The sequence below is a fragment of the Dyadobacter beijingensis DSM 21582 genome, assembly GCF_000382205.1.
In the GTDB taxonomy this organism is placed as follows: Bacteria; Bacteroidota; Bacteroidia; order Cytophagales; family Spirosomataceae; genus Dyadobacter; species Dyadobacter beijingensis.
In genome coordinates this window covers 214,261-240,493 of the sequence record NZ_KB907791.1, presented here as the reverse complement: position 1 = coordinate 240,493, position 26,233 = coordinate 214,261, and the positions used below count along the sequence as shown (strand labels likewise).

The following is a 26,233-nucleotide window of genomic DNA, read 5'->3' as shown; positions in this document are numbered from 1 at the left end:
GTTAGAATGTCAGGTTAAGTCCAAGGGTGAATGTGCGGGCCAGCGGGTAGCCGTTGAAATCGACGCCGGGCGTAAGGGAGCTGCTGCCGTTCAGGCTTTGTTCGGGGTTGTAGCCGCGGTAAGGCGTAAATGTCAATGCATTCTGCACCGAGAGCGTCACGGCCGCATTTTGCAGGTAGGCCGATTTCGCCAGTCTTTCGGGCAGGTTGTACCTCAAATTGACATTCCTGATCCTGAAAAACGACGCATTCTCCACCAGCAGGCTGGATACGTAGCTCACATTGCCTCCCGTGGGCGATACGTTCGCGCGCGGCGTGCGGCCGTCGCCCGGCTGCGTGGGCGATTGCCAGCGGCCAAGCACGTCTTTGCGGCTGTAACTGCCGTTCACGAGGCCGATGTTGCGCCGCGAGCCGTTCAGGAGCTGGATGCCCTGCACGCCGTCGCCAAGAATGCTCAGGCTGAACGGGCCGTAGGAAAAATTGTTGGTAATGCCGTAAAAGAAATCCGGGCTGTTGTCGCCGATAATGGTTACGTCGCTGGGGGTGATGACGCCGTCGCCGTCGATATCTCGGAATTTCAGGTCGCCCGGGCGCGAGCCGGTGCTGCCGGTCACCCTCGGACTGTTGTCCACTTCTTCCTGCGACTGGTACACGCCGATCGCATCGTACCCCCAGAAGCTGCCGATCGGCGAGCCGATTTTGGTAATATGCGTATTAGGACTGAACGACGGGCTTTTTGAGATAATTGGATTACCCGACGGCCCGAGCTTCACCACTTTGTTTTGGTTAAAAGAAATGTTGAACGCCGTCGACCATTTGAATGCGCCCGTCAGGTTTTTGGAGTTCACACTGAACTCCCAGCCGCGGTTATTGAGCTTACCGATGTTTTGCAAGGCTGTTTCGTAGCCCATAGAGGCAGGTACCGGCACATTCAGGAGCAGGTCGGTCGTATTTTTATTGTAAAAATCAATGGTAAAACTGAGCCGGTTGCGGAGCAGCGCGAAATCGACGCCGATGTCGAACTGGTGCATCATTTCCCAGCCCAGCTGCTCGTTGCTGATCGAGCTGGGATACAGCCCGTAGGCCAGCGAACCTGCGCCCGCCCCAAAACTGTACCGGCGGTTGGAAAGCAGCCCGATGTGGTTATAGTTACCGATCGAGTTGTTCCCGGCCAGCCCGTAGCTCGCCCGCAGTTTCAGTTCCGAAACCACATTCTGCGATTTCATGAAACCTTCCTCCGAAACATACCAGCCTACGGAAGCCGACGGGAACGTGCCCCATTTGTTGCGTGCGCCAAACCGCGACGAACCATCGCGCCGCATTGTCGCCGAAAAAAGATACTTGCCCGAGTAGGTGTAATTGACACGCGCCAGCAGCGACAGCAGCGACCATTCCGACACATTGGTACTGCCGCCCGTGACCTGCCCCGCATTCAGCGTCGGCACGAGGTCCGTCGGGAAGTTGGTGGCATTCAGCGCGGCCGATTCGCCGTGGGCTTTCTGGGATGTGAAACCGGCCAGGAGGTCCAGCTCGTGTTTGGTATTAAATACCTTTTTATAAGTGAGAATGTTTTCGTTCAGCCAGTTAAGGTCACGCCCGGTGGAAGCGATGGCCCTCGCCTGCACGGGGGCGGGCACGCCGTTCCAGCCGAGGTCGGACGGGTAGTAGGCATTCTCGCGGGCATCGGAGTAGTCGAGGCCGAAGGAAGTGCGGAATTTGAGGCCTGCCAGCAGGTTTATTTCCGCATAGACATTGCCCAATGTTCTGAAAACGGTGCGTTTGTCCCTGATCTTCGTCGCAATGGCTACCGGGTTGTCGATCACCCCGATATTGTAGGGCGACGGGCCCAGCAGGGTCGTAAACGAGCCGTCGGGGTTGTAAACAGGCACGGTAGGCGGCAGCGACAATGCCGAACCGAGAATTCCGCCCGTAAATACCTGGTCTTCCACAGGCAGAATGCGGCTCGTCGCAAACGATGGCGACAGGTTCATGCCCACACTGACGTGTCTGGTAAGATGGTGGTCGAGGTTCACCCGGGCCGAATAGCGCTCGAAACCGGTTTTCATCACAATCCCGTCCTGTTTGAAATAGGCCCCGGAAATGAAAAAGGTCGTTTTATCGTTCCCGCCGGAAACCGACAGCTGGTGGTTCTGAATGGCTGCCGTGCGGAACACCTCGTCCTGCCAGTCGGTACCTTTGCCCAGCGACTGCGCGTTCATGAACATTTCGGGGATCTGCAATGCGGCCGGCCGTGCGCTGTTGGGGTCGCTGGCATTGCCGCCCCGGTCCACCCAGGCATTGTTGCGCGCCTCCATATTGTATTCGGCATATTCCCGCGCGTCGAGCATATCGATCTTGTTGGCCACCTGCTGGAAACCATAATATGTATCCAGCTGCACCACCGATTTGCCCGATTTGCCGTGCTTCGTCGTCACCAGCACTACCCCATTGCTGCCCCGCGAACCGTAAATGGCTGCCGCCGAGGCATCTTTGAGTATTTCAATGGATTCGATATCGTTGGGGTTAATGGACGAAAGCGGGTTGAAATTGCTGTTGAAATCGCTGGATACGGGGAAGCCGTCGATCACGTACAAAGGCTCGTTGCCCGCGCCTATCGAACCCGTGCCGCGTACGCGTACCGACACGCCCCCGCCCGGCGCGCCTTTCGTCTGCGCCACGTTCACGCCGGCGATCTGCCCGCCCAGGGCCTGGTCGAGGCTCGTGAGCGGCTGGCTGGCGACATTTTTCATAGGCAATGAGGCCACCGAACCAGTGATGCTGCTCTGCTTCTGGGTTCCGTAGCCGACCACGACCACGTCGTTCAGTGCCTTGGTATCCACCGTCATGCCGAAATTTAGCTCCGCCTGGCTTCCCACGGGAATTTCCTGGTTCTTATACCCGACAAAACTCGCGACGATCACGAGCTCGCCTGCCGGCCCGTCGGGAATGGTGAGCCGGAACTCTCCGTCAGCGTCGGTCGCCGTACCGGTTTGGGTGTTCTTCACGATAATGCTCACACCGGGAAACGGGCCGCCGTTTTCATCCGTCACGCGGCCGCGCACAATGCGGTCGGTGCTGACGGGCAGCGGATCGATGCTCCGTTGGTTGAGCCGGATGGCGGGCTGCGTGTCGGGCAGGCGCGCCGGCAATGCGGTTTCGGGCACCGGAGTTTTCACTATTTTTTTCAATACGATATTCCGCTGGAAAATTTTGTAGGAAAGCGGCATATCCCGGAAAACTTCCTGCAAAAGTTCGTCGATCGAGGCGTTTTTGAGCTTTACAGACACTTTTTTCGAAGCAGGCAAGTCCAGCTCGTCGTACAGGAACAAGTATCCCGTCTGCTGCTCGATGTTGCGAAGGGCGGTTGGCAGCGGGACGTTTCTGGCATGAAAGGAAATCTTTTGACTAAACCCGTCCGCCGTCACATGTGACAGGGTTATGATGAGCAAAAGCGCGATCCTGGTCATAATAATCAGTGTTTGGGCGACAATATACGCCCTGCTGCCCGCCGGAAAGCGGGGCAAAAGGTTAATTTTCATAACTTTGTTAAAGTTTAGGAATGGCAAAATGACTTTTCAGAGAAGCCCGGTTGCGCCTGAACTACGGGGAAAATGTTAGCGCATTTTCCCTTTTGTTTTTGGCACTACGGTTTCAGGTCGGAACATACGGCCCGGTCAGCATAGGCTTTGAGAGTTTATGGTTGAGAGTTGATTTAGTTCAGGGTTAAACGCTGTACGATATACGTTAGCTAGGGTTCTACGACGACGGTACCGCCTTCCAGGCTGCAATTCACCCCGGCGTACCGCAGCATTCCCACGATTTCCGAAAGGTTCACATGGCGGGATACCCGGCCCGTAAATTGCCGCACCGGCACCTCGCCCCGATAGGTAACTTCCACGTCATACCAGCGTGACAGCTGCCGCATGACCTCTTTTACACCTGCATTTTTGAAATAAAACATCCCCTCCTTCCAGGCCACGGCTTCCTCGACGGGCTTGAAAGCCGTTTCAATACGGCCGCCGGGCAACAATGCGGCTTGCTGGCCCGGCCGCAGCATGGCCTGTCCCTGCCCGTTCCGCACGGACACGGAGCCTTCCACCAGCGTCGTTTTCGACACCCGCTCTTCGGCATAGGCCATCACATTGAAGCTCGTGCCCAGTACTTGCACTACCGAGCCGTTGAAACGTACCCTGAATGGCCGGGAAGGATCTTTCGTCACTTCGAAATACGCCTCGCCCGTAATCTCGACGGGCCGCTCATTGCCCGAAAAAACCGATGGAAACCGGATCGACGAAGACGCGTTGAGCCATACCTTGCTGCCGTCCGGTAACTGTATTTTATATTGACCGCCCCTCGGCGTCGATACTTTGTTGAAGCCCGCGGCGGCGGCGGCCGATGAGCGGTGGTTGTACACAACGAGGCCGTCGTCCTGCTTGGTGATCTCCGTATTTCCCTGGCGCGCCACCAGCCCGCTGCCGACGCGGTCGAGCTCAATGCCCTGCCCGTCGGCCAGGGTGAGCAACGCCTTGTTGCCGCCGGGCGCGACGTCTCCGGTTTGTACGCTTGCTACCGCCACAGGCCTTTCACTGGCGCTTTTCCGCATGATCCATAACCCGGCCACCAGGGCCAGCATGGCAGCCGCGGCCGCATATCTTACCCATATGCCCACATGCCAGCGCTTCCGCTCCCGTGCGGACGCGAGGATAGACCCCAGCATGTTTTCACGCTGCGCGGAATCGAACAGGGTTGCCTCGTCCGGCGTTTCGAGCCAGTTACGCTTCATAGCGGCCTCGATCGCGCCATCGTCATGTCCGGCGCGGACATACCGCATGAGTTCCTCCTCTTCGGCCGGCGTGGCGCTGCCGGCATAGTAGCGGTCGAAAAGCTGTCGTAAGTGTTGTTGTTCCTCCTGGCTCATTGCCTTTGAAATGCTGTTTCACCCGAAGGACAATGCCGCCCCGCGAAAAGGGGCTACGTAAAAGGATTTTTTTAAAAGAAAATTTTCAAAACAAGTATCGGGCTCATTTTGACGCTTTTTCCAATGTAGGCAACCATCGACGCCGTGGCAATTTGCAGGTACTTTTTAACCGTCTCCCGCGAAATCCCCATTTGCTCCGCGATTTCCTGGTACGACAGCCGGTGGTGCCTGCTGAGCAAATAAACCTGCCGCTGCTGGGCCGGCAGCCGGTCGATCGCCTCGTCGATCAATGCGTAGCGGTAGTCGTCGGGCTGGTCGGGTTCTCCTTCGGCGGCATCTTCAAGGTCTGTGAAGCGGGTGCGTTCGGCAGCAATCTTTTTCAGTGCATTCAGGGCCGCATTTTTGGATACGACGAACAGGTAAACGGAGAAATTTTCAATCTCCGACAGCAGCTCCCGGTTCCGCCATATTTTCAGGAAAACATCGTGTACCAGTTCCTCGGCGACCTGCTCGGACCGGGTTATGCGGTAGATGTGCATCCCCAACCGCTGGTGATAATGGTCGAACACCCGCGTGAATGCCCGCTCGTCGCCCGCGGCCACGAGCTGCAAAAGCGCTTTTTCATCAATCAATGCCGACCGGTGCATGGGTGTTACGGTAAAATGTGCCTGGATAACTGCGGTAACTCGTAAAGCGCGGTGCCTGCCGAATATACCGGTAAAAATCGATGCCGGCGGGCACAGCATTCATTTCCGGTAGAAAGTTACACCGGTTACTAACATATTTCGTGTCAAAAGCACATTATCGCGTCCGGCGGCTTTTCCGGAAGCAAGTTTGCTGTTATATTGAGGGTTTATACCTCTGTAAAAGCTACCTGACGCCCTCATGCCCAAATCACTTACTGAAATTTCCGATTGGATTACCGCTAAAATCTCGAATCACGCTCAAATTGATCCTTCCGAAGTCGCGCTCGATGCCGACATCGTCCACTTCCGCCTCGATTCACTGATCCTGGTCAACATTACGACCGAGCTGGAAGATTATGTAGGAATGGAACTGAGCCCTTCCATTTTCTGGGAAATGCGCACCATTGCCGCCACCAGCGAATGGATCGCCGAAAATCAGGAAGCATAAAAGCCCGTCCGATCATGCAAACCCCGCTCATGTCTGCCACTTCGATCTGGTCAGCCAGTAAAGAGGTCAACCAAAATTATTCCGGGCTGATCGCCGACATTCGCCAGACCGATCCGCTGCACTTCAATTTGTTCGGAGACCTCGTGGCGATGGATTATGCCAATGTGCGGAAGATCCTGTCCGACTCGGAAAATTTCAGGAACTTCGATTTTACGGAGAGGTTCAAAGTCGTTTCGGCCCTGTCGGACAACGACCCCGGTCTGCTCGAATTCGGTGAAAGCCTGCGGTACTGGCTGCTGTTCATGAATGGCGAAAAGCACGCGGAACACCGCCGGTTTGTGAACCAGAAATTCTATCAGGCTGACTACGAGAATATTACACTAGGTGCCATTAACGAGATCATCGCCGGACTCGACGGAAAAGAAGAGACGGACCTGGTGGAAATGGCACGGCAATTCAGCTTTCTGATCATCAGCAGGATCATCGACCTGGACAAATCGGATTATGACTTCATCCAGCATTTCTCGTACGTGATCACCTTCATTTTCGAGAAAACCCTGTCGGTCAACGAGCTGCTCGAATGCGCGTCGATGTCGAAAACCTTTCACAGCTATCTTTCCAAAACATTTACCCGCCACGAGACCGAAGCGACCAACAGCCTGCTGCTCCAAATGCGCGAGATCATGGGCAGCGACAGGGCCGCGCAGCTGATCGGCACCTGGGAATTTCTCGTCAATGCCGCGACGGAAACCACTACCCTTTTGCTCACCAAAAGCATCGCAACGCTCATCGCGAATTGCGACAAGGTGATCAACTGGCAGGCGCACAACCAATGCGCCATCGCCGTGGAAGAGCTGATCCGCCACGTGAGCCCCGTAAACTGGATACCCCGGCAGGTCGCCCGCGAAATGGAATATGAAGGGCTAAAACTCCGCAAAGGGCAAACGGTCCTCCTGGGCCTGGCCTCCGCGAACCACGACCCGGCCGTATTTGAAAATCCCGACACGTTCATGCCCGCGCGCAAGCCTAACCCGCACATCGGCTTTGGTTTCGGGATGCACCATTGCCTGGGCGCCCGGCTGTCGCGCTACGAATTGCAGAAATTCCTGCCCCGCTTCATGGCGGCCTTCCCCGACATCCGGCTGAACCCATCCAAGGCGCCCGAATGGGATTCCAAAATCTTTTTCCGGGGTTACAAGACCTTGCCCGTGCTGTTAAAATAGGGGGCATGATCAAGTTTACGGATTTTACCTATTTGCTTTTGCTGTCCCTCGCCGTCGCGGCCTATTACAAAGTACCGGATGGCAAAAAATGGATTTTTCTGCTGGCAGCCAGCATTTTATTCAACCTCAGCTGGAGCGGGAAGTACCTCGTCGTCTGGCTGGTGCTTGTATCGATCTGTTACGTGGCGGGCAAGGCATTGAGCAATCAGGGTTATTCCAAAAAGCACCGCAAAGCGTTGCTTACGCTCTCTATTGTGATTTGCCTGTCGCCGCTTCTGTTTTTCAAATACCTGGTGCCGGTCCATAACTCCATGTCGCTCGTGGCGCTCAACTGGATCGCGCCGATCGGCATTTCGTACTACACATTCCTGATCATCGGCTATCTGCACGACGTGTACCGGCGGTATATCAAGCCTGAAAACCACCTGGGTTACCTGATGATCTACCTCGGATTCTTCCCTACCCTGCTAGCTGGCCCGCTCGAACGCACGCGCCAGCTCGTGCCGCAGCTGCGTGACCTGAAACCTTACAGCGCGGACAACATCAAGGCAGGCATCTACTTCATTGTCTGGGGCTTGTTCAAAAAAATCGTCCTGGCAGCCCGTTTTGCAGACATTACCAGCCCCGTTTTCGACCGCCCCGAGTCGTTCACGCCCGTGTCCGTCACGCTTGCCATCCTGCTGTTTTCGATCCAGTTGTACTGCGATTTCTCCGGTTATTGCGACATTGCTACCGGCTCGGCGCGGATGTTCGGGATCAGGCTGAGCCGGAATTTTTCCAACCGGTACTATTTCAGCCCGTCACGCACCGAATCATGGAGCGCGTGGAATATCACGGTCACGTCATGGTTCCGCGATTATGTTTTTTTCAATATCAGCAAAGGCGTCACCAACCAAAAACGGCTCGAATTCAATCGGCTGGTAACATTCATCATCACCGGGCTCTGGCACGGAGCGAGCTGGTCGTTCGTGATCTGGGGCGCGCTGCAATGGGCTTACATCAATTTCGAAATGCGCACAAAACAGTTCTGGCAGCATTTCTATCCGCGTTTAGGCCTGACGCCCGGCTCGCAGGCACATTTCGTGTCGCGCGTGGTGGTGCGGCTGCTCACGGGCACGCTCATCATGGGCTGGTTTCGCGCGGCCGGGCTGGATAGCGGATTGCGGCTCTACGGCAGCATGTTCGGACTGAGGTCAGGCGCGGGATCGGTGCTTAGCTCCGGCTTCCTGCTGACGGTCGCGCTGTTTCTCGTGATGGATTTGTTCAATTACAAAATGGGGGAACAGGAGGACATTGCTTCCTATTTGCTCAAAAAAAGCAAGCTGTACCGGACACTGTCGCTTCTTATACTCGTCCAGCTGGTACTGCTGTTCGGCAGGCCGTCGGTAGCCAACTTTTATTACATTCAATTCTGACCAATCGATAATCAAAACCGCTACAATGATCATCAAAATTGCAAAATGGCTGCTGCTCCTTCTGGCCTTCAAAATGGCCGCAGCATTCGTCGTCGCGCAGTTTTACACCGATCCCCGCCGCGATATTGCCGCCCGGCAGCAGCTTTGCCGTGCATTTAACCCAAACGTCGTATTTATCGGTACCAGCCGGACGCTGTACGGCATCGAACCTGCCCTGTTCGATTCTTTGAATGGAGGACAAACGCGCAGCTACAATGCCGGCCTGTTCAGCCTGTCCCCGTACAGCTCCATTGAAATCGCGAAAGACCTGCTCGCTAATAACCCGGCAGTCAAAACCATCTACATTGAACTCAGCGCGTTGGATTACAGCACGGTAGCATTGCCGCCGCAACAGGTAATCCCGGACGCCATTTTCCGTGCCCGAACGTTGGCCGGTAGCCCCGGAGCCCGCTTCCAGGAAAACGCAGCCGGCTTCCTCGACGGCCTCAACACGACGCTTTTTCAAATGTTATCGATCGCCCCGCAGGTTTTGTCCGTCAAAAAAGCCCTCCACCCCGACAATGATCCCATCGAAGGCCAGCCCGATTTGCAGCAAAACGGCCACCAATCCGTGGCCGCGTCACTTTCGAAAACCAACGAACGCCTGATCGCGAACCAAAGCGCCACCGATCGCCTGTTCGCCCTGGCTGGAAAGCAGGCACCGAATGCCTGGTATATTTCCCAAATCCATAAACTGGTCGACCAGTCACGCAGGCTGGGCCGCAAAGTAGTTTTCTACTATCCCAACAGCATTACGGCTGGCGAATACAAAATCCTGTCGCAAGTCGCACCATTTCTACCGGAGGCTAACCTGATCCCACCACCCGGTCACGCATTGCGCAACGCGCTTTTCAGGCCTGAAAACCTTTTCGACCCGCACCATCTCAACCGGAAAGGGGCGGCCATCTACACGCGGTATTTGCAGAGCCGGGCAAAGTGACCCGCCCCATACCGTCAAACCCCTACTTTTTTACCGTGTAAGGCAGCGACAAATTGCCCGACAGCACGCCAAAGACATTGTAAACGCCCAGCATCGGCTCGGAACCTGCCTTATGGTGCCCGTCGGAATGGCTCATCTGCATGTAGCACGCTACGGCGTCGAACTTGAAATCGCGCTGATGGTGTACCCGGAAAGACGGCACCACCACCCGCATCGAGGGCCCTTGCGAGATGACGTTGAAGCCGGGGCTGTCGAAGAAAAACGGGAGGCCCGGTGCGGTCTTTGGCAGCTCCACGGTCTTGTCACCCGCTTTGAACTCCTTCACACTCAGACCTCCCGGAACGCGCTCGTCCTTCGTGAGCACCACCCAATGCGCATGCCATACCACGCCGTCGTTGTCGTACTTACCATCGGCGTTCTCGTCCCAGAGCGGCGTGTCGTCCATATCCGGGTGCGCGGTGAGCGCCATGGCCACGATGCCTTCCGTGGCCGAAAAACCTACGTCCCGGGATTTCAATGTCGTGGGAAAAACATAACCCAGCACCGGCGCGCCGCTCATGCTGCCGACGGGCTTCGGAACGGTCTTGCCGGCCTGCCCTTCGACGGTCACTTCAAAAACCAGCGCGTCGATGCGGCTTTCGTACACCACTTCCGCGGCTTTCAGCTTGTAGTCGGCATTGTTATACTGCTCGCCGGGCTTTTGCGCGAACGAGCTCCCGAAGATCATGGCAGATAATCCTGTTGTGAGGGTAAGCGTAGTCATTTTCATCATGAGTTGATTAAGGTTTTTGGTGAGAAACTATACGACCGATCCATCGCAGAATTCGTGCCAAATAATCAACCAACTCATATCCAATGCCTTACAAAATATTACCCTGCGATTTTTTGTTGAAATACCAATAATCCGTCAGGCTTTCAGAAACCCTCACGGCACGCACGGCGATTACCCGCTTATTCCGGTAGGCGAGCTGAGCCTGAACCGCAACCCGGCCAACTACTTCGCCGAAGTGGAACAGGCCGCATACGGCCGGGGCATAGTGAACGCGTTCCGGATTTCGTTGGAAGAAGTGCGGGATTATGAGGATGAAGGCGCTGGGGTTTGATTTGTGACTTCTGTTACAACGAGAGAAGCTGTAAGCCGCTAATTCCCATTCCGCAGAAACGCAACCACCCCGTTCATATACACCTGCTGCTGGTCGTACATGGCCAGGTGGCTGCCGTTGTCGCAATAGAGGTATGTGCCATTGGCGACCTGCTTGCTCATCCATTGCATGTGTCCGGGGTCCATTTCGTCGTATCTGGCGCCGATCATCAGGGCCGGCACTTTGATGTCTTTCAACCGGCGGCTGATGTCCCAGTCTTTGAGGCTGCCGATGATGCCGAACTCGCTCGGGCCTTGCATGGCGAGGTAATAGGGCTGGTTGAGTTTTCCGAGCGCGCGGGTAAATGGTTCCGGCCATTCCGAAACGGGCAGGCGGCAGACGAAGCGGCTGTAAAAATGCTCGGTAACCAATGCCGTGTACCTCGGGTTGCCGAAATCGTTTTTTGCCGTGAGCTGGTTGATGGTGTCGAGCGCAGCTGCGGGGATTTGTTTCACAAGTTCTTCCTGAATGTAGCGGTTAAATTCCCTACCGCTCGAAACCATGTTGGAAACAATCAGGCCTTTCAGGTTCTGCTGGTATTTCAATGCATATTCCATCGCCAGCAGTCCGCCCCAGGAATGACCGAGCAGGTACAGGTTATCTTTTCCCAGGCCCAATGCCTGCCTTACCTGCTCCAATTCTTCCACAGCGCGGCCTACATTGTACCGCGTGGAGTCCGCCGGCTTGTCCGAATTACCGGAACCCAGCTCGTCGTAATAGTAAAATTCAATGCCTTCTTTTGGAAAAAAACTTTCGAAAACTTCGAGATAGTCGTGCGGGAAACCAGGGCCGCCGGCAAGCAGGATCACCTTGATTTTAGGATTGTTGCCGATCCGCTTCGTCCATACATTAAACTTCCCGCCCGGCGTGGTAACCGGCACCATCTGCACGCCGCCGGCCTGCACTTTGGAGGTATCGGACGCAAAATACTCCGGCGAATGTATTGTTTCCGATTCTTTACCTACGCAAGCCGCCATCCAGACAGCGAGAAAGAGGTAAAAAGGAGTGTTTTTGAGTTTGCGCAAAGACATATCGGTCATTTTCATTGGTTATGATTTTTATTTTTCTGCAAACCTCCCGCCTTTTCATGCCAAAAGCATTCACCTAGGGTAATAAATGCTTACGCGGCCTGCCTATTGATGCGGCCAGGTGGAATTGGAATGCGGTTCGTCAAGTATTTGCGAACGTTCGCCGCAACCCGGGTCGTAGCTTCTGCAAAATATTCATAGCGCAGTCCTGACGCGGTTTTGTAGTAAAAATTCACGCACTACCGAAGGCATTTGATCGCCCAAAATCATCTCCCCATGAACAGGGCATTACACCCCTGAAATTGGCTGCTCTCACCCCAAAATTGCAAACCGCGGAAGGATAAACGTCTATACTTGCGATGTAATCGGAAAGAGACTTTTGCAAAGAAAACCCGTCAAAAACCGCATGGAAAGCGGTTCGCGGTTGCAAGTAGTAGTGTGGGGATATCCAAATATTACGATGAATTTCCACAATCAATACCCTCATATCAGCTATGCGAATAGAATTTACCAATCAACGTTTCACAAAGGACTTATTCCGGCATTGGTTTAGGCCGGGCCTTACCCTCCTCCATCTCCTGACTCGTCCTTCACGGACGGTCACCCTCCTGGCCGTTCGTGCGGCAATGCTCACTGTGGCCGCATTTTGCGGTGCAAACCATGTTTTCGCCGAAGGTTCGGGCGCCTGGGGCGTAACCGACAACCGGCAGGTTAACCTCTACGTACCCTCCACCAGCAACTCGGGCGGCGGCAATACGGGCTATGTGACCAGGGGTTTCATGATGCTCCCGTCCAACACCGGCTCGTACAACGCAGCGCACCGTATGTACGTCTGGGTTAAACCGAACGAAACCGTCTTTTTTGGTTTCAGGACGTCTTCCGGCAGCAATCCGATCACGTTCAACTGGTATTACGATAACTCGTCGACCGGATTTTACCCTACCGCCACCGCCGCTCCGAACCGGGTGCTGGCGAAATCACAGGCCATTACGCAGGGGTCTGGCGCAGCTGACGGCCGGCCTGCCAATGCCGCCGCTGCCACTGCCGGGCCTACCCAGGTGACGGGAACAGGATATTCGGCTTATTCATTCACCAATAATACCGGCGCGGCCAGGGCATACTGGGTTGAAATCGAATCCAATAACCTGGAATTCAACTACTGGGATGTTACCGTTGCGTCGGGTTCCGCAGGGAATTATACCCGGCACAATGGTCGTTTGTACTGTAAATATTGGAGCGTCGTCAACGACCTGCCTTCTAGCGCGGGGGTTGCCAGCGCAACTTCTTCCCCCGCTAACTTCGGCTTTTATATACCTATCGATAATACCTATACGCCGGCTCAGGATTTCTATGTAAAGTATGCCAATTTTGGGAGCAGCAACTCGGGTTACGCGATATTTTTTGCTAACCTGGACGGTCCTAAAAGCAATGCGGGTTTCGAGGAAAACCGCCGTTCCATGACCGGATCTTCCTCGAATGCGCATTTTCCGCTTTTTGTAGGAAATCCGGACGCCAGCGTATGGCCGTCCCCGCCCCTTCCGGTGGCAACGTTCGAAGCGGTGTTTTCAAGAAGGCCGGCGTCCAATCCGGCGGCAGGCCAGGCAACTTTTACCGTCAATATCGATAACCCGTCCATCGTGGATATCCTGATTGACCTCAACGGCAATGGCTTTTTCGATGGAAACGACGTGATCCTGTCCAATGAATATGGTGCCGCCGGCAACTACCAGATCTACTGGAACGGCAAGGACGGCGCAGGCGCGGATGTACCTACCGGCACAGCCATTCACTTTGTATCCTCGCTGCTGTTCTATCCCGTGCATTTCCCGATCTACGATATGGAGCAAAGCCTCGGCATCTCGATCAAGCACGTGCGGCCGCTGCGCTCCGGTACCGAGCCGATTAATGATAAGCTGTACTGGGACGATACCAACATTGCCAGAAACAACATCCCCAACACATCCACGCTCAGCCCCCGCAGTGTGAAAGTCAACGTGACCGGTGTGTTAGGCCCCGACCACAAATGGTGGGCGAACGGCGATAACGGTTTCAGCCAGAACAATACCATTAATACCTGGACCGGCGCCTACAACGACGAGATCGTGCGCGAATTGAATTTCAACTATACTTCAGATGTAGACCTGGCGGTGACCAAAACGATTTCCCCAAGCCCGGCAACGGTGGGCGGAACGGTGACTTTTACCATCCAGGCTACCAACATCCCCCTGCTTAAAAACAAGGACAACCCGCTGACTGCGACAGGCGTGATCGTGACCGACGAAATCCCGGACGGCTACACCGTTGAGAATGTGAGTGTTTCAAAAGGTTCGTGGAATGCGGCCACCGACACCTGGCTGATCGGCACGCTGGCTGAAAACGAAGTGGTGACGATGACCGTAACGGCGAAAGTGAATGCGACAGGGCCTTACCTGAACACAGCGATCGTACAGGGCAACGAAAATGATGATAATCAAGACAATAACAAAGACGATGCCGTGGTAGTGCTGCCACCGATAGCGGGAGACGACCAGAGCCTGAACAATGCCCCGGAAAGCGTGGCCACGCTGACCATTCTTACCAACGACAAACTTGGCTACGGCACCATTCCCGCCACCGCGCAGGTAACCGTCGACCTCGACCCATCGACGGACGGTATTCAGCATACGCTAACCGTTACCGGAGAAGGCGAATGGACGTACGTGCCAGCCACCGGCGAAGTGACATTCACTCCTGTGAGCGGCGCAACCGGCAACCCGACCCCGATTAACTATACGCTGACGGAGATTTCTACCGGACTCTCGGACGTGGCGACGATTACCGTCACTTACCTGCACGTACCGAATTCGAACAGTGTTTCGGCGCCGATCGCCAGACCGTCGGTCGACCAGGTGATCCCACTCGATGGAGCCGAAGGAAATCCGCCATTGGTATCCGGCAGTGATTTTGAAGACGGCGACTATCTGGGCAAAACGGGCACCCACGCCGATCCGCGCGGTGTGATCATCACCTCGCTTCCGACAAACGGAGAGCTGCGTTACGATGGCTCGGTGGTGACCCAGGATGAAATAACAAACAAAACGTTGTTCCCGGACCCTTCGAAGTTCAGTATCAAAATGACTGGTGCAGGTTATGTAAAAACATCGTTCGATTATGCCTATGTGGACGCGGATGGCATGACCGACCCGACACCGGCCACCTACACCCTCACCTGGGAAGGCGCATTGCCGGTGACACTCGTGAGTTTTGAAGCCACCGCACAGGAAAACATGGTGCGCCTGTCCTGGAAAACGGCGGAAGAAACCAATGCATCGCATTTCGACGTGGAGCGCAGTACCGACGCCAGAAACTGGAACAAGATTGCAGAGACTGCCGCCACCGGCGACAGCCGCGAATCGAACAGCTACACGGCGATCGACGAAGCACCCCTGTCGGGAATCAACTATTACCGTTTGAAAACCGTCGACCGCGACAACACCTTCGCTTACTCACGTGCCATCAGCGTGAAACTGGGTACCGCAGGCATCGGCGCACGAATCTATCCGAACCCGGCATCGCACGTGCTCCAAATCAACGGTATCGATCCGAAATTGGTCAGCCGCATTTCGTTGACCAATACAAACGGGCAAGTGGTAGCGCAATACAACGGCGTCCCTGAAAACGGCATTGACCTCGGCGGCCTCGCAGGCGGCATGTACCTGGTAAAGATCGTGACAAAGGATGGTGCGCAGGTGGTACGGAAGGTGGTGGTGAATAAGTAATATCAGTAAGTAAGTGCATAAAAAAGGCTGGCTGCTACCTTTCCGGTAAGCTGCCAGCCTTCTTTATTTGCGGTCCGATACGCTTATTTTACCGAGTATGCCTTCACCGTATTGTGAAAAAACGTAGGGACGAAAAGCACCTTCGTCTTCGGGTTGTAGGCTACGTCCGCCGAATTGATCTTCTGCGGCGAGGTGTCGCTTTTGAGCTCCGTTGTGCCATCGGCTTTCACGTGCCATACTTTACCCGCCCATTCGGTTACGATGTAGGACTTGTTGCCCAAACCGACGATACCGTCGATGCCGCCCGAAACTTTGGCGATCGGGCTGAGCTTTTTGCTGGCCGGGTCCATGCTGTACAGCGTGCCGTCGCCGTTGCCGATCAGCAGCTGGTTGTTTTCAAACAGGAGCCCGTTGGTGCCTTTCAGCGGGTCGCCTTCGAGCACGAGGCCGATCTTGCCGTCATTCAATGCCCATACCTTTCCGTGGCCGGAGTCCGTGACGTACACAATGCCTTTTTTCGTATCCACAGCAATGTCGTTGAGGAACTTGGCGCCTTCTACCGGGTAACGGTTCAGGATTTTGCCCGTTGCCAGGTCGATTTCCGCTACCTGTGTCATCTCCGTCACATATAGTTTTTTTCCCAGCACGCCCATACCTTTGGTCGAGTTGAGGTTTTCGGTAAACTTCAATTTAATCACCTTCCCGTCCAGCCCCACTTTGGCAATGTAGCTGCTCTTATTATCCAGGCTCGGGCCTCCGTTGGTACAAGCCACATACAACACATTCTGGCCCGGTTCATACAAAACGCTTTCGGGCGTGCGCAATGTCGTATCGCTTTCCCAAACCGGTGTTAACTCGATTGTTTGCGCCTGACTGGCAGAAAATGTGCCTGCAACCAACCCGGCGAGCACTAAAAACAAGGATTTTGACATGAGTTATAAATTAAGAGTTAATAAGCAAAGAATACTTATACAGGTCGCTCCTGCCGCATTCTACTTGCAATATCCGGCTCTTTTTTGTTTTTGTAACCCATGTCACTGTCTTAATTCGGTGCTACTTTCCGGTCGAGAAAGTCGCGGATCGTTGCGGCGATCTCGTCGCCCACGCTTTCGAGCGCGAAATGCCCCGCATCGAACAGGTGGTATTCCAGGTTTTTGACATCCTTCTTATATGCTTCCGCACCCGATGCCGGGAAAATGTAGTCGTTCTTTCCGTACACGATCAGCATTTCAGGGCTCAGCTCGCGCAGGTACTGCTGCCATTGCGGGTACAGGGCCACATTTGTCCGGTAATCGTAAAACAGGTCCAGCTGGATCTGCCCGTTCTCCTCCCTTTCGAGGTGGCGCAGGTCGATTTCCCAGTTGTCGGGACTGATCACCGCCGGGTCGGGCACGCCGTGGGTATACTGCCATCGCAGGCCATCGGGCGAATGAAAACCGCGCAGTTTGTCTTCGGATTCCTTGTCGTTCCGGTCGGCCCAGTAGGCTTTGATCGGGTCCCAGAATGTTTCCAGCCCTTCCTCGTACGCGCAGCCGTTCTGCACGATGAGCGTCTGGATTTTTGCCGGATTCCCCGAGGCGATCCGCCAGCCGACCGGTGCGCCGTAATCCATCAGGTACAGACTGAACGTCTCAATGTCCAGCATTTCCAGCAGCTTCTGAACGATCACCGCGTAGTTGGCGAACGTATATTCGAAATCCGCGATCTTCGGCTGCTCGCTCCGTCCGTAACCGGGGTAATCGGGTGCGATGAGGCGGTATTTGTCCGAAAGCTCGTGCATGAGGTTGCGGAACATATGCGACGACGCCGGGTAGCCGTGAAGCAACACCACCACGGGTGCGTCTGCCGGCCCCGCATCCCGGTAAAAGATGTTGACACCGTTAATTTCGATGAACTGGTGCCTGGTCCCGGTCTTCATCGGCCGGCTCGCGGCGGGTGCGGTGGGAGGATTGAGGTTTTCTTCATTCCAAAGCGAATCGCCGCATTCGTCGCTGACGAACTGATCGTGGCTGAACTGGTCAATTGGGGCCATATTTGTCAAGATTAAGTGGAATCCCTGGCCGGTGGCCGGGAACCTGGTGAGAGAGAATGCAATGGGCAGCGGGAACTGTCGGACGCAAAATTCCGCCGATCACGATTGCGCTTCAATGTACAGATCGGTGTAGTTGTGGTATTGCAGGCGAATTCCGTCGTTGTTGCGCACCGGGTTTTCAATTTAGTTGGTTAGATTTATACCTATGGACTGTGCACTACTCCTAACCTCCGTAATGCGGCTCGTTTTCGGGTCGCTCGCGCTCTCGCTGTTCGCTGCGGGCGCGTACGCACAGCCGGACCTGAGCGGGTATGACGATGTAGCCAAAAAACGGTTACTGATCCGCGTCACCGCCCAATATATCCATACGATCAGCCAGGGGCAGGTCGATATGGACAGCGCCATACGGATTCCCTGTAAAGTGTACCGGCTGAGCCCCCTCCTGCCCTACAACGAGGGGTACAGCGACGGTACGCCGTCCCCCGGAAGCAGGCTGATCGACGCCGGAAACATCACCGAAGCGAGATCACTGCTTTCCAAACTCCGCGGCGAAGCGCGCCTGCGCCTGCTGCTGGAACTGGGCACCTACTATGTTTTCAAACCCGGCTCGGACAGACCAGACCTCGCGAATGCATCGAAGTATATACAGGAAGCGCTCACACTCAGTGAAAAGGCGCCTGTACGATGGAAAATCGAAAGCCTGATCCTGCAAGGCCATTGGCTGCACCAGTCGGGGCGGCCGGAGGAAAGTCAGGGAATGTTCACGCAGGCGGAGGCGCTGGCACGGCACGCAGGCAATGCGTTGGCGGCAGCCCGCGCCGCACTGAATGCCGGCGAGTTGACCCGGTACGGACAGCCCGAGCGTGTAGCCCGTTTCGAGAAAGCACTGACTGTTTTTAAAGCAATCCATGCGAAAGAAAAGGAGATCGAAGCCATCTCGCAGATCAACATCGAAAACTTTATCACCAAAAAATACGATTTAGCCGAAGGCCTGCTGCAGAAAATCGTTCAGTTACAGGCGGCGATCCATTTCCGCCATCAGCAGTACCCTCTCGACGCCCTCTCCTGGCTCGCCTACCGGAAGGGGGCGCTGACGAATGCATTGGCCTATTCCAACCGCAGTATGGCTTGCCTGGCCTCCAAAGCCGATTCCGTTTTCGCACCCTACTTTTACATCCGCAGGGGCGTCGTATACGACCGCCTGTTTAAATACCCCGAAGCCCTAGTCTGGTTCGACAAAGGACTGGCCACCAAATCGGCGGAGACCAAGCTGATATGGTACCGGAGCGTGATCGGCAAAGTAGGCGTATTGAACCTGATGGGCCGTTGGCAGGAAGCGCTGGCCTTATTGAAAGAAATGCAGCGGGACTATCCGCCGGATAGTTACTTCGAGAAGATGCATTTTGCCTATCTGCTGGGTATTACTTTTGAAAACCTGAAAAACTTTCCTGCCGCCGAACGCAACTTCAACGTCTTTCTGGAAATGGCGGACCAGTTCCCCATCGATTATATCTTCGACGAATTTCCCCATGCCTATTTCAATATATCCAGTTTCTACCGCATTATCGGCAAAACGGCCAGATCGAGGGAGCTCCTGGAAAAAGGCAGGAACTTCGCGTCGACGTTCGATATACTGGCCAACGACAATTACTATTACAACCTCTACAAACTGGATTCCACGGAGGGAAACTACCTCGAAGCCATTAAAAACCTGAACCTTAGCTACCAGTTTACCGACTCCGTTTTCAGCTACGAACAGCGCAAACGGGCGGAGGAGTTGCTGGTCAAATACGAGGCCGAGAAAAAGGATAAAAGCATCAAGCTGCTCGACAGCCAGAACCAGCTCGAACGCGTACGGGCCGAACAGGCGCACCGGACGAAAAACATCACCCTGGCTGGCCTGCTGCTGCTGCTGATCATCGTCCTGCTGCTGCTCAACCGCTACCTGATCAAACAACGCAGCAACCGCCAGCTGGAAGCGAACCAGCGGGAGCTCGACCAGAAGAATACCTTCCTGGAAACCCTGAATGCCGAGCAGGACAAGTTGCTCAAAGAGAAGGAATGGCTCATCAAAGAGGTGCATCACCGCGTGAAAAACAACCTGCAAATGGTGACCAGCCTGCTCTATTCGCAATCGGTATACCTGGAAGACGATGCGGCCATTCTTGCGGTCAAAGACAGCCTCCGGCGCATGCAGGCCATGTCGCTCATTCACCAGAAACTTTATCAGGACGAAAACACCACGACGATTTCGATGCCTGAATACATCGCCGACCTCGCGCGCTACCTGCACGAGAGCTTCGACGACGGTGGCCAGATTACCTTCCGGCAGGAAATAGAATCCCTGGAACTCGACGTCTCGCAGGCAATCCCACTGGGGCTCATCGTCACGGAAAGCATTGTCAACGCGATTAAATATGCTTTTCTGAATGGCAAGAAAGGCACCGTATGCATCGAATTGAAACACGACGGGCCCGACCACCTCCTGCTGAGAATCGCGGATAACGGCATCGGCCTGCCGCCCGGCCTCGATACCATGCAGCACAACTCGCTGGGCCTCGAACTGATGCAGGGCCTCGCCGGGCAACTGAACGGCACCCTGGCCATCGAAAACAACCAGGGCGTGCAGGTAACCGTCAGATTTCTGGTTTCAAACAGGTAATTATCGTACAGCCTCCGCTTAGACTCGCACACCCCCATGGAAATGAGTAACAAAATATTGATCGTCGAAGACGAATTCATCATGGCGAATGCCCTGCGCCTGCTTTTGCGCCAGGCAGGTTACCGTGTGTGCGGCATTGCGTCGTCGGCCGAGGAAGCCTGTGAAAGCCTGCAAAAAGACAAACCCGATCTCGTTCTGCTCGACATCCGGCTGAAAGGCAAGCTATCGGGCATTGACCTCGCCCGAAAACTGAAAGCGGAGCATATCGCATTCATTTACCTGTCGGCCAATTCGAGCCAGGCTATTCTGGAAGAAGCCAAACAAACCGAGCCCTATGGTTTTCTTGTGAAGCCCTTTCGGGAAAAAGACCTGCTCGTGGCGCTCGACATTGCCTCCTACCGCCACAAAAACAGCCTGGAATCCAGGTTAAGACAGGAGGCCGCATTACAAAAAGCGCTTTGGGATATCAGCAAAGAAACGTCCGAAGCCAGGCAGAAGCTCCTGAAAACAGGCCGCGCCATCCGTTCCTTCATTCCTTTCGACCTGATCGTCGCCGAAACGACGCCCGCCAATACCAAAACGTCCGAAGATTTCGGATACCTGCGCATTGGATTTGACGAATACCAGTTCATCGGCGAAAAAGAGCTGCTGACGATCGCCGGGGTGAAAGCCGACGCCCTGCCGGCGAACACCGGGAAGTCGCTTACTGGTACGCAGCCCGTCATTATCACGAACAATACCGGCGAAGGCCAGCCCGCCGATGCCCGCCGTCAGATTTGGTTCGACGCCTTCCGGGCCGAAAGCTGCCTCGCATTTCCCGTCGTCACCGGCAATGGCACGTCCGTGCATTACTACTTTTATAGCCGCCAGCGCGACGCGTACACGCAGAGCCACATGGCCGTGCTCAGCCTGTTTACCAGCTGCCTCACGAATGTAACGGAAAGCATGACCGGCCCGGCAGCCATACCCGCGCCCCTGCCCGAAGCCCGGCAGACGGTACCGTCCGGCCGTTCCAATGCCGGTTTTACGGATATTATCGGCAACCACCCGTTGCTGCTCGCCGCCCTGGACCTGGTGACGCAGGTAGCGCCCTACAATACGTCGGTACTGATACTTGGCGAAAGCGGCACGGGCAAGGAAAAGGTCGCGCATGCCATTCATACGCATTCGCCCAGGAAGAACGGGCCGTATATCAAGGTCAACTGCGCCGCTATCCCGGCCGCATTGATCGAGTCCGAGCTGTTCGGGCATGAAAAAGGGGCATTTACCGGGGCCGTGGAAAAGCGGAAAGGGAAATTCGAGCAGGCCGACGGCGGTACCATATTCCTCGACGAAATCGGCGAGCTGCCGCTCGACATGCAGGTACGTTTGCTGCGGGTTTTGCAGGAAAAGGAAATCGAAAACATCGGTGGTAACGTGCTCAGGAAGATCGACGTGCGCATTGTGGCGGCTACCAACAGAAACCTCGAAAAAGAGGTCGCCGAGGGAAATTTCCGACTCGACCTCTACTACCGCCTGAATGTTTTCCCGATTACCCTGCCGCCATTGCGGGAGCGCAAGAGCGACATTATACTCCTGGCCGAGTATTTCACGAGGAAGTTTTGTGAAGAATTTGCCAAAGAATATGCCGGATTATCCGAAACGATGGTCCGCGAGATGCATGCCTACGGCTGGCCTGGCAACATCCGTGAACTCGAAAACGTCATACAGCGGGCCGTGATCCTCAACAACGGCCGCTCCGCACTGGAATTGAAACAAACGCTTCCCGGCGCCCCTGCCGAGCCGTATGCCGAAGCGAAAATCGAGACGCTCGGGGATGTGAAACGCTTACAGGAAAATACGGAACGAGATTACATCATTTCTATCCTCAGAAAAACGAAAGGCCTCATCCGCGGCCTGAACGGTGCCGCCGAATTGCTGAATATCAAACCCACCACCCTGGAATCGAAAATGGCCCGGCTGGGCATTCAGCGGAAGGACTTCACCAGCTCCGGTGGAGACGTATAACCTTGGCCGGATCCGCATCGACTCCGATATTTTCGTAGCCTGACAAACCGCCCACTCCGAAAATATTGGAGGCAGATGCCGGGCGCGGAGTTAAATGCTTTCATAAGTAACTATACAAGTTTTTCACAATCAGTTATTTAAATAAAATTACACCCCGTTTCTTCTTAAAACCTTCGCATGGCACATGATTGGTTACCATACCCTAGCAACGGGTACGGCACATCAACTATGAAGCATATATTCATGAGATCAGAAGGAAAACAGACCACCTCCACTTTCATCAATGAAAATGGTCAGCGAATTTTTTACAGACGCTGGACCGGCGACCTCCCGGCAAAAGGGATCGTCGTCATTGTTCACGGGTTAAATTCCCACAGCGGCTACTACCAGGATTTTGCCTCGCAGCTCGTCGAAAACATGTATGCCGTTTACGCGTTAGACCTTGCCGGTCGCGGACATTCGGAAGGGGAGCGCTTTTATACGGCAGACTACGAGGATGTAATCGGCGACATCGATTCGCTGATCGACATTGCCGTGGCGGCGCATCCGGGAATGCCCGTCTTCCTGTACGGCCACAGTGCCGGCGGGGTGTTTGCCTCGGTGTATGCCGTCTATCACCAGTCGAGGCTCACGGGGCTAATTGCCGCCAGCTTTGCATTTCGGGTACCGGCGCCGGGGTTTGCCCTCATGGCGATGAAGCTGCTGGGCTACATCCTACCGCATACCCGGCTGATCAAACTCAAAAACGAGGATTTCTCGCGCGACAGTGCATTCGTGTCCGCCATGAACCGTGACCCGCTGATTGTCAACGAAAAGCAGCCTGCCAGAACGATGCAGCAGCTCCTGCTCGCCTCGGAACACCTGCAACAGAAAATGCCGGAACTCGGCCTGCCGCTGCTCATCCTGCATGGTACCGCCGACAGGGCCACTATGCCCGAAGGCAGCCAGTATTTCGCGGAGCACGCCGCCGCGCACGACAAGCAGCTGAAACTGTACGAAGGATATTACCATGATTTGCTCAACGACAAATACAACGGCATTATCGTCAAGGACATCCTGCGCTGGCTTCGCGAACGGACCCTATGACTACCCTACCCCCCATGGAAATACAGTCACTTTAAACCCGATTGGAATGACAAGCTATTCAAGTATGCAAAAAAACTTCCCGGAACCCGCCGGCTATGCGGGGCAGGGAACGCCCCTTTTCGAAATCAAGGCACTCGAAACCGACAACCTTCGGACCTTACCGTACAGCCCCGAACAGGCGGGCCAGATGTTGTGGGTTACCAAAGGACATCTGGAAATCATGTTCGAAATGGAAACGCATGAGCTCCGGGCAGGAACGACCCTCTTTCTGACGCCGGGCCAGGCTTACTACATCCGCTTCGCGTCGCCGGACCTCGAGGGGTTGGTACTCCGTTTCCCGGTCGGCTTCATGCCCACCGGCTCCGACCTGCCCTACCCCGACCTCACATTCCGCATTTCGCGGATTTTCGAGGTGGACGAGTGGACTACTGTGAGCATGATGAGCATCATCCAATGCATGCGCCAGGAAATGAGGAACAAGCATTCTCGCAATGGCGACGTACTGGCCGTATACCTGAAAATCGTGCTGATACACCTTGCACGGCAGCAGTCGGTGGAGCTGCGGGCGTCGTTCCGGGCCGATATGGCGGTTTTGGCCAGAAGGTTTTTCGATTTGCTCGAAAGGCAATACCACGTCAATAAGAAGGTCAGCGAATATGCCGATGAGCTGGCGGTAACCCCCAATTACCTCAATCAGATCGTGAAGCAGGAAACCGGTATGTCCGTGAGCGCCAATATCCGCAGGCGGCTGCTGTTGCAAGCCAAACGTATGGCACTCATCCAGGGCATTAATATGAAAACAGTCGCCTACAAGCTGGGCTTCGACGATACAGCGCATTTCAGCAAGTTTTTCAAAATGGGATGCGGCTGCACATTCACCTCGTACAAGAAGTGCATCCCATCGGCTGCGCATCTAGCATAACAGCTATCGCTGCATATACCATTCTTCGTTCAGCACCCATTTCAACACCTATTTCAAACTCAAAATCCTATGAAAACAATGCGTTTACCATTGGCATATACCGCCATTACCACCTTCATGCTGGCTATGATGCCGGAGTACAGCCCAGCCACCGACATCCTGCCCGCCGGCGCGGACGAGAAGCCGACCATTATCCTCGTCCACGGCGCATTCGCCGACGGTTCGAGCTGGAACAAGGTCATCCCTATCTTACAGAAAAAAGGTTACCAGACGATCGCCGTCCAGAACCCGCTCACTTCCCTGAACGACGATGTGGCGTTCGTGGACCGCGCCATTGCGGAGGCAAAGGGCAATGTGATCCTGGTAGGCCATTCGTGGGGCGGCGTCGTCATTACGCAGGCGGGGAACAACGAAAAAGTCAAAGCACTGGTATATGTGGCCGCCTATGCGCCCGACGAAGGCCAGAGCATCGAGACCATTACCCAAGATGCTTTTGAAGTACGAAAACTTCCGAACGTCCCCGGCCTGGCCGATCCGATCGTAGAAGACGGCTTTATCCGGCTCAAAGAGGAGGCGGTACTGAAACATTTCGCGCAGGACCTGCCTGCGCACGAGGCGAAGCTCATTGCCGCTGGCCAGGGGCGGTTCCACGTCAGCACCATCTCGGCGAAAATCTCCAACCCGGCGTGGAAGAGCAAACCGAGTTTCTTCATCGTGTCGGACAACGACCACATCATTTCGCCGCAAGTCGAAAAGGAAATGGCGGAACGTATGCGCGCCACGACATTCCACCTCCCTACCAGCCACGTGGCCATGCTTGCCCAGCCCCAAAAAGTCGCGGAAGTAATCCTCCAAGCCGCGGGCGACAAATAACACCCCGGATATCAGCGCAGCCCTGCCGAATCCGCGATCAGCGCACCGGCGTCGGCATCGAGCAGGATCTCGCAGTTGGGGTGCATTTGCACGATAGACGCCGGAATATCGGTAGTAACGGGACCCATAATGGCTTTCTTCACCATTTCGGCCTTATGGGTGCCTTTGGCGATGAGGATGAGCTTGCGGGTATGCATGATGTTCCGGATGCCCCGCGTGAGCCCGCCCAGGATGGTGCCCTCCGGCACCTGCGTTTCCCGCCGCACGCGCGCCTCGAAATCCGGGTCCATGGGCGACACCCAGGTTTCGCTTTCGAACGGTGTACCGGGCTGGTTGATCCCGATATGCCCGTTCATGCCCAGTCCAAGCATTTGAAGGTCGGCACCGCCCCGCGCGGCAAGCCGGTCTTCGAATAGCCGGGCTTCACGCCCAAAATCGTCGGACAGCGTCGGCGGCATGATGAAGTTTTCTTCGGGAATGCCCAGCGGGCCCGCAATCTGGTTCAGGATCATTGTATAGCAGCTGCCGGCATACTCGCGAGGGAGGTTGGTCAGCTCATCGACATTGAATAAGGTAATGCGCGAAACGTCGAACGGGTATTGCCGGTGGATATCCGACACGATCGCATGCATGTCGATCGTCGTCTGCCCGGTAGAAAGCCCGATCACCGCATCAGGTTTTTCCAGCATCTGGGCAATGATCCGCCACGCGGCCGTTACATTAAATTCGTGTTCACTTTTGCAAATGGTAATTTTCATGATCTGTCAAAAAAGGTAATTAGGTATGGTCAAGCGGTAAGGTCTTTAAAAAAAACGTCGATCGCCGACGCCGCTTCCGCCTCGTCCTCCCCGTCGATCACGACCGAAACCAGGTCGCCGCCTTTGGTGGACAATGCGAGGATGTTCAGCAGACTATTGAGCTGGATCGTCTTTTCGCCTTTTTTCAGGCTGATCCCGGATTTGAATTTTTTCACCAGCCTGACGAGCGCCGTGGCTGGTCTCGCATGAATGCCTTCCGGCGCGAGAATGGTGTATTCTTTGAATATCATATCAATG

At 55.0% G+C, this 26,233-nt stretch carries 19 protein-coding genes and 1 pseudogene; 11 read left to right on the top strand and 9 right to left on the bottom strand.

The annotated features are described in order from the left end of the window. Window position 1 precedes the first annotated feature (1 nt). From H144_RS0127245 to H144_RS0127235, 3 genes are all read right to left on the bottom strand, one after another. Window positions 2–3,538, bottom strand: coding sequence for a TonB-dependent receptor (locus H144_RS0127245; RefSeq protein ID WP_019945291.1), 3,537 nt, complete (start codon window positions 3,536–3,538; stop codon window positions 2–4). A gap of 209 nt (window positions 3,539–3,747) precedes the next feature. After that, complete coding sequence (locus tag H144_RS0127240; protein ID WP_019945290.1) at window positions 3,748–4,917, bottom strand: FecR family protein; 1,170 nt, start codon at window positions 4,915–4,917, stop codon at window positions 3,748–3,750. A gap of 71 nt (window positions 4,918–4,988) precedes the next feature. Then, the gene (locus H144_RS0127235) at window positions 4,989–5,663 is read right to left on the bottom strand and encodes an RNA polymerase sigma factor (protein ID WP_229208009.1); all 675 of its coding nucleotides are present in this window, start codon (window positions 5,661–5,663) and stop codon (window positions 4,989–4,991) included. 139 nt (window positions 5,664–5,802) lie between these two features. Here H144_RS0127235 and H144_RS0127225 point away from each other — a divergent pair, with 139 nt between their 5' ends. The 4 genes from H144_RS0127225 to H144_RS0127210 are packed head-to-tail and all read left to right on the top strand — an operon-like array spanning window position 5,803 to window position 9,668. Then, window positions 5,803–6,051, top strand: a complete 249-nt coding sequence (locus H144_RS0127225; protein ID WP_019945287.1) for an acyl carrier protein — start codon at window positions 5,803–5,805, stop codon at window positions 6,049–6,051. Between the two features lie 14 nt (window positions 6,052–6,065). Beyond that, window positions 6,066–7,274 carry a cytochrome P450 gene (locus tag H144_RS0127220; RefSeq protein ID WP_033403371.1) on the top strand — a complete coding sequence of 403 codons (1,209 nt, stop codon included), beginning with the start codon at window positions 6,066–6,068 and terminating at the stop codon, window positions 7,272–7,274. 5 nt (window positions 7,275–7,279) lie between these two features. Then, a complete protein-coding gene (locus tag H144_RS0127215; RefSeq protein ID WP_019945285.1) occupies window positions 7,280–8,689 on the top strand; it encodes an MBOAT family O-acyltransferase in 1,410 nt (469 codons plus the stop codon). 25 nt (window positions 8,690–8,714) lie between these two features. Beyond that, on the top strand, window positions 8,715–9,668 hold the full coding sequence (locus H144_RS0127210; protein WP_019945284.1) for a hypothetical protein: 954 nt from the start codon (window positions 8,715–8,717) through the stop codon (window positions 9,666–9,668). 22 nt (window positions 9,669–9,690) lie between these two features. Here H144_RS0127210 and H144_RS0127205 read toward each other — a convergent pair whose 3' ends face one another. Further along, window positions 9,691–10,431 (bottom strand): hypothetical protein, encoded by a 741-nt coding sequence (locus tag H144_RS0127205; RefSeq protein WP_229208008.1) that lies wholly within the window; start codon window positions 10,429–10,431, stop codon window positions 9,691–9,693. A gap of 172 nt (window positions 10,432–10,603) precedes the next feature. Here H144_RS0127205 and H144_RS34055 point away from each other — a divergent pair. Further along, a pseudogene (locus tag H144_RS34055) lies at window positions 10,604–10,693 on the top strand (catalase); the annotation flags it as partial. A 116-nt stretch (window positions 10,694–10,809) separates the two neighbouring features. Here H144_RS34055 and H144_RS0127195 read toward each other — a convergent pair. Further along, window positions 10,810–11,856, bottom strand: a complete 1,047-nt coding sequence (locus H144_RS0127195) for a proline iminopeptidase-family hydrolase (RefSeq protein ID WP_019945281.1) — start codon at window positions 11,854–11,856, stop codon at window positions 10,810–10,812. A gap of 476 nt (window positions 11,857–12,332) precedes the next feature. Here H144_RS0127195 and H144_RS33520 point away from each other — a divergent pair, with 476 nt between their 5' ends. Beyond that, window positions 12,333–15,596 carry a T9SS type A sorting domain-containing protein gene (locus H144_RS33520; RefSeq protein WP_084600024.1) on the top strand — a complete coding sequence of 1,088 codons (3,264 nt, stop codon included), beginning with the start codon at window positions 12,333–12,335 and terminating at the stop codon, window positions 15,594–15,596. Window positions 15,597–15,679: 83 nt separating this feature from the next. Here H144_RS33520 and H144_RS0127185 read toward each other — a convergent pair whose 3' ends face one another. Continuing rightward, complete coding sequence (locus H144_RS0127185; protein ID WP_019945279.1) at window positions 15,680–16,528, bottom strand: NHL repeat-containing protein; 849 nt, start codon at window positions 16,526–16,528, stop codon at window positions 15,680–15,682. A gap of 110 nt (window positions 16,529–16,638) precedes the next feature. Next, the gene (locus H144_RS0127180) at window positions 16,639–17,628 is read right to left on the bottom strand and encodes an alpha/beta fold hydrolase (protein ID WP_019945278.1); all 990 of its coding nucleotides are present in this window, start codon (window positions 17,626–17,628) and stop codon (window positions 16,639–16,641) included. Between the two features lie 205 nt (window positions 17,629–17,833). Between H144_RS0127180 and H144_RS0127175 the strand changes: the two genes are divergently transcribed. From H144_RS0127175 to H144_RS0127155, 5 genes are all read left to right on the top strand, one after another. Then, window positions 17,834–20,290: a sensor histidine kinase gene (locus H144_RS0127175; RefSeq protein WP_157505194.1), complete on the top strand. Its 2,457-nt coding sequence runs from the start codon at window positions 17,834–17,836 to the stop codon at window positions 20,288–20,290. A gap of 42 nt (window positions 20,291–20,332) precedes the next feature. Continuing rightward, complete coding sequence (locus H144_RS0127170) at window positions 20,333–22,297, top strand: sigma 54-interacting response regulator (protein WP_033403364.1); 1,965 nt, start codon at window positions 20,333–20,335, stop codon at window positions 22,295–22,297. Window positions 22,298–22,540: 243 nt separating this feature from the next. Then, window positions 22,541–23,383 carry an alpha/beta hydrolase gene (locus H144_RS0127165; protein ID WP_026351033.1) on the top strand — a complete coding sequence of 281 codons (843 nt, stop codon included), beginning with the start codon at window positions 22,541–22,543 and terminating at the stop codon, window positions 23,381–23,383. 46 nt (window positions 23,384–23,429) lie between these two features. Beyond that, complete coding sequence (locus H144_RS33515) at window positions 23,430–24,305, top strand: helix-turn-helix domain-containing protein (RefSeq protein ID WP_157505193.1); 876 nt, start codon at window positions 23,430–23,432, stop codon at window positions 24,303–24,305. Between the two features lie 69 nt (window positions 24,306–24,374). Continuing rightward, complete coding sequence (locus H144_RS0127155) at window positions 24,375–25,178, top strand: alpha/beta fold hydrolase (RefSeq protein WP_019945273.1); 804 nt, start codon at window positions 24,375–24,377, stop codon at window positions 25,176–25,178. Between the two features lie 11 nt (window positions 25,179–25,189). On the opposite strand, the gene H144_RS0127150 is transcribed toward H144_RS0127155, so the two are convergent. Both H144_RS0127150 and H144_RS0127145 read right to left on the bottom strand, forming a co-directional pair. Next, a complete protein-coding gene (locus H144_RS0127150; RefSeq protein WP_019945272.1) occupies window positions 25,190–25,936 on the bottom strand; it encodes a 6-phosphogluconolactonase in 747 nt (248 codons plus the stop codon). A 29-nt stretch (window positions 25,937–25,965) separates the two neighbouring features. Further along, window positions 25,966–26,226: an HPr family phosphocarrier protein gene (locus tag H144_RS0127145; protein ID WP_019945271.1), complete on the bottom strand. Its 261-nt coding sequence runs from the start codon at window positions 26,224–26,226 to the stop codon at window positions 25,966–25,968. Window positions 26,227–26,233: the final 7 nt, after the last annotated feature.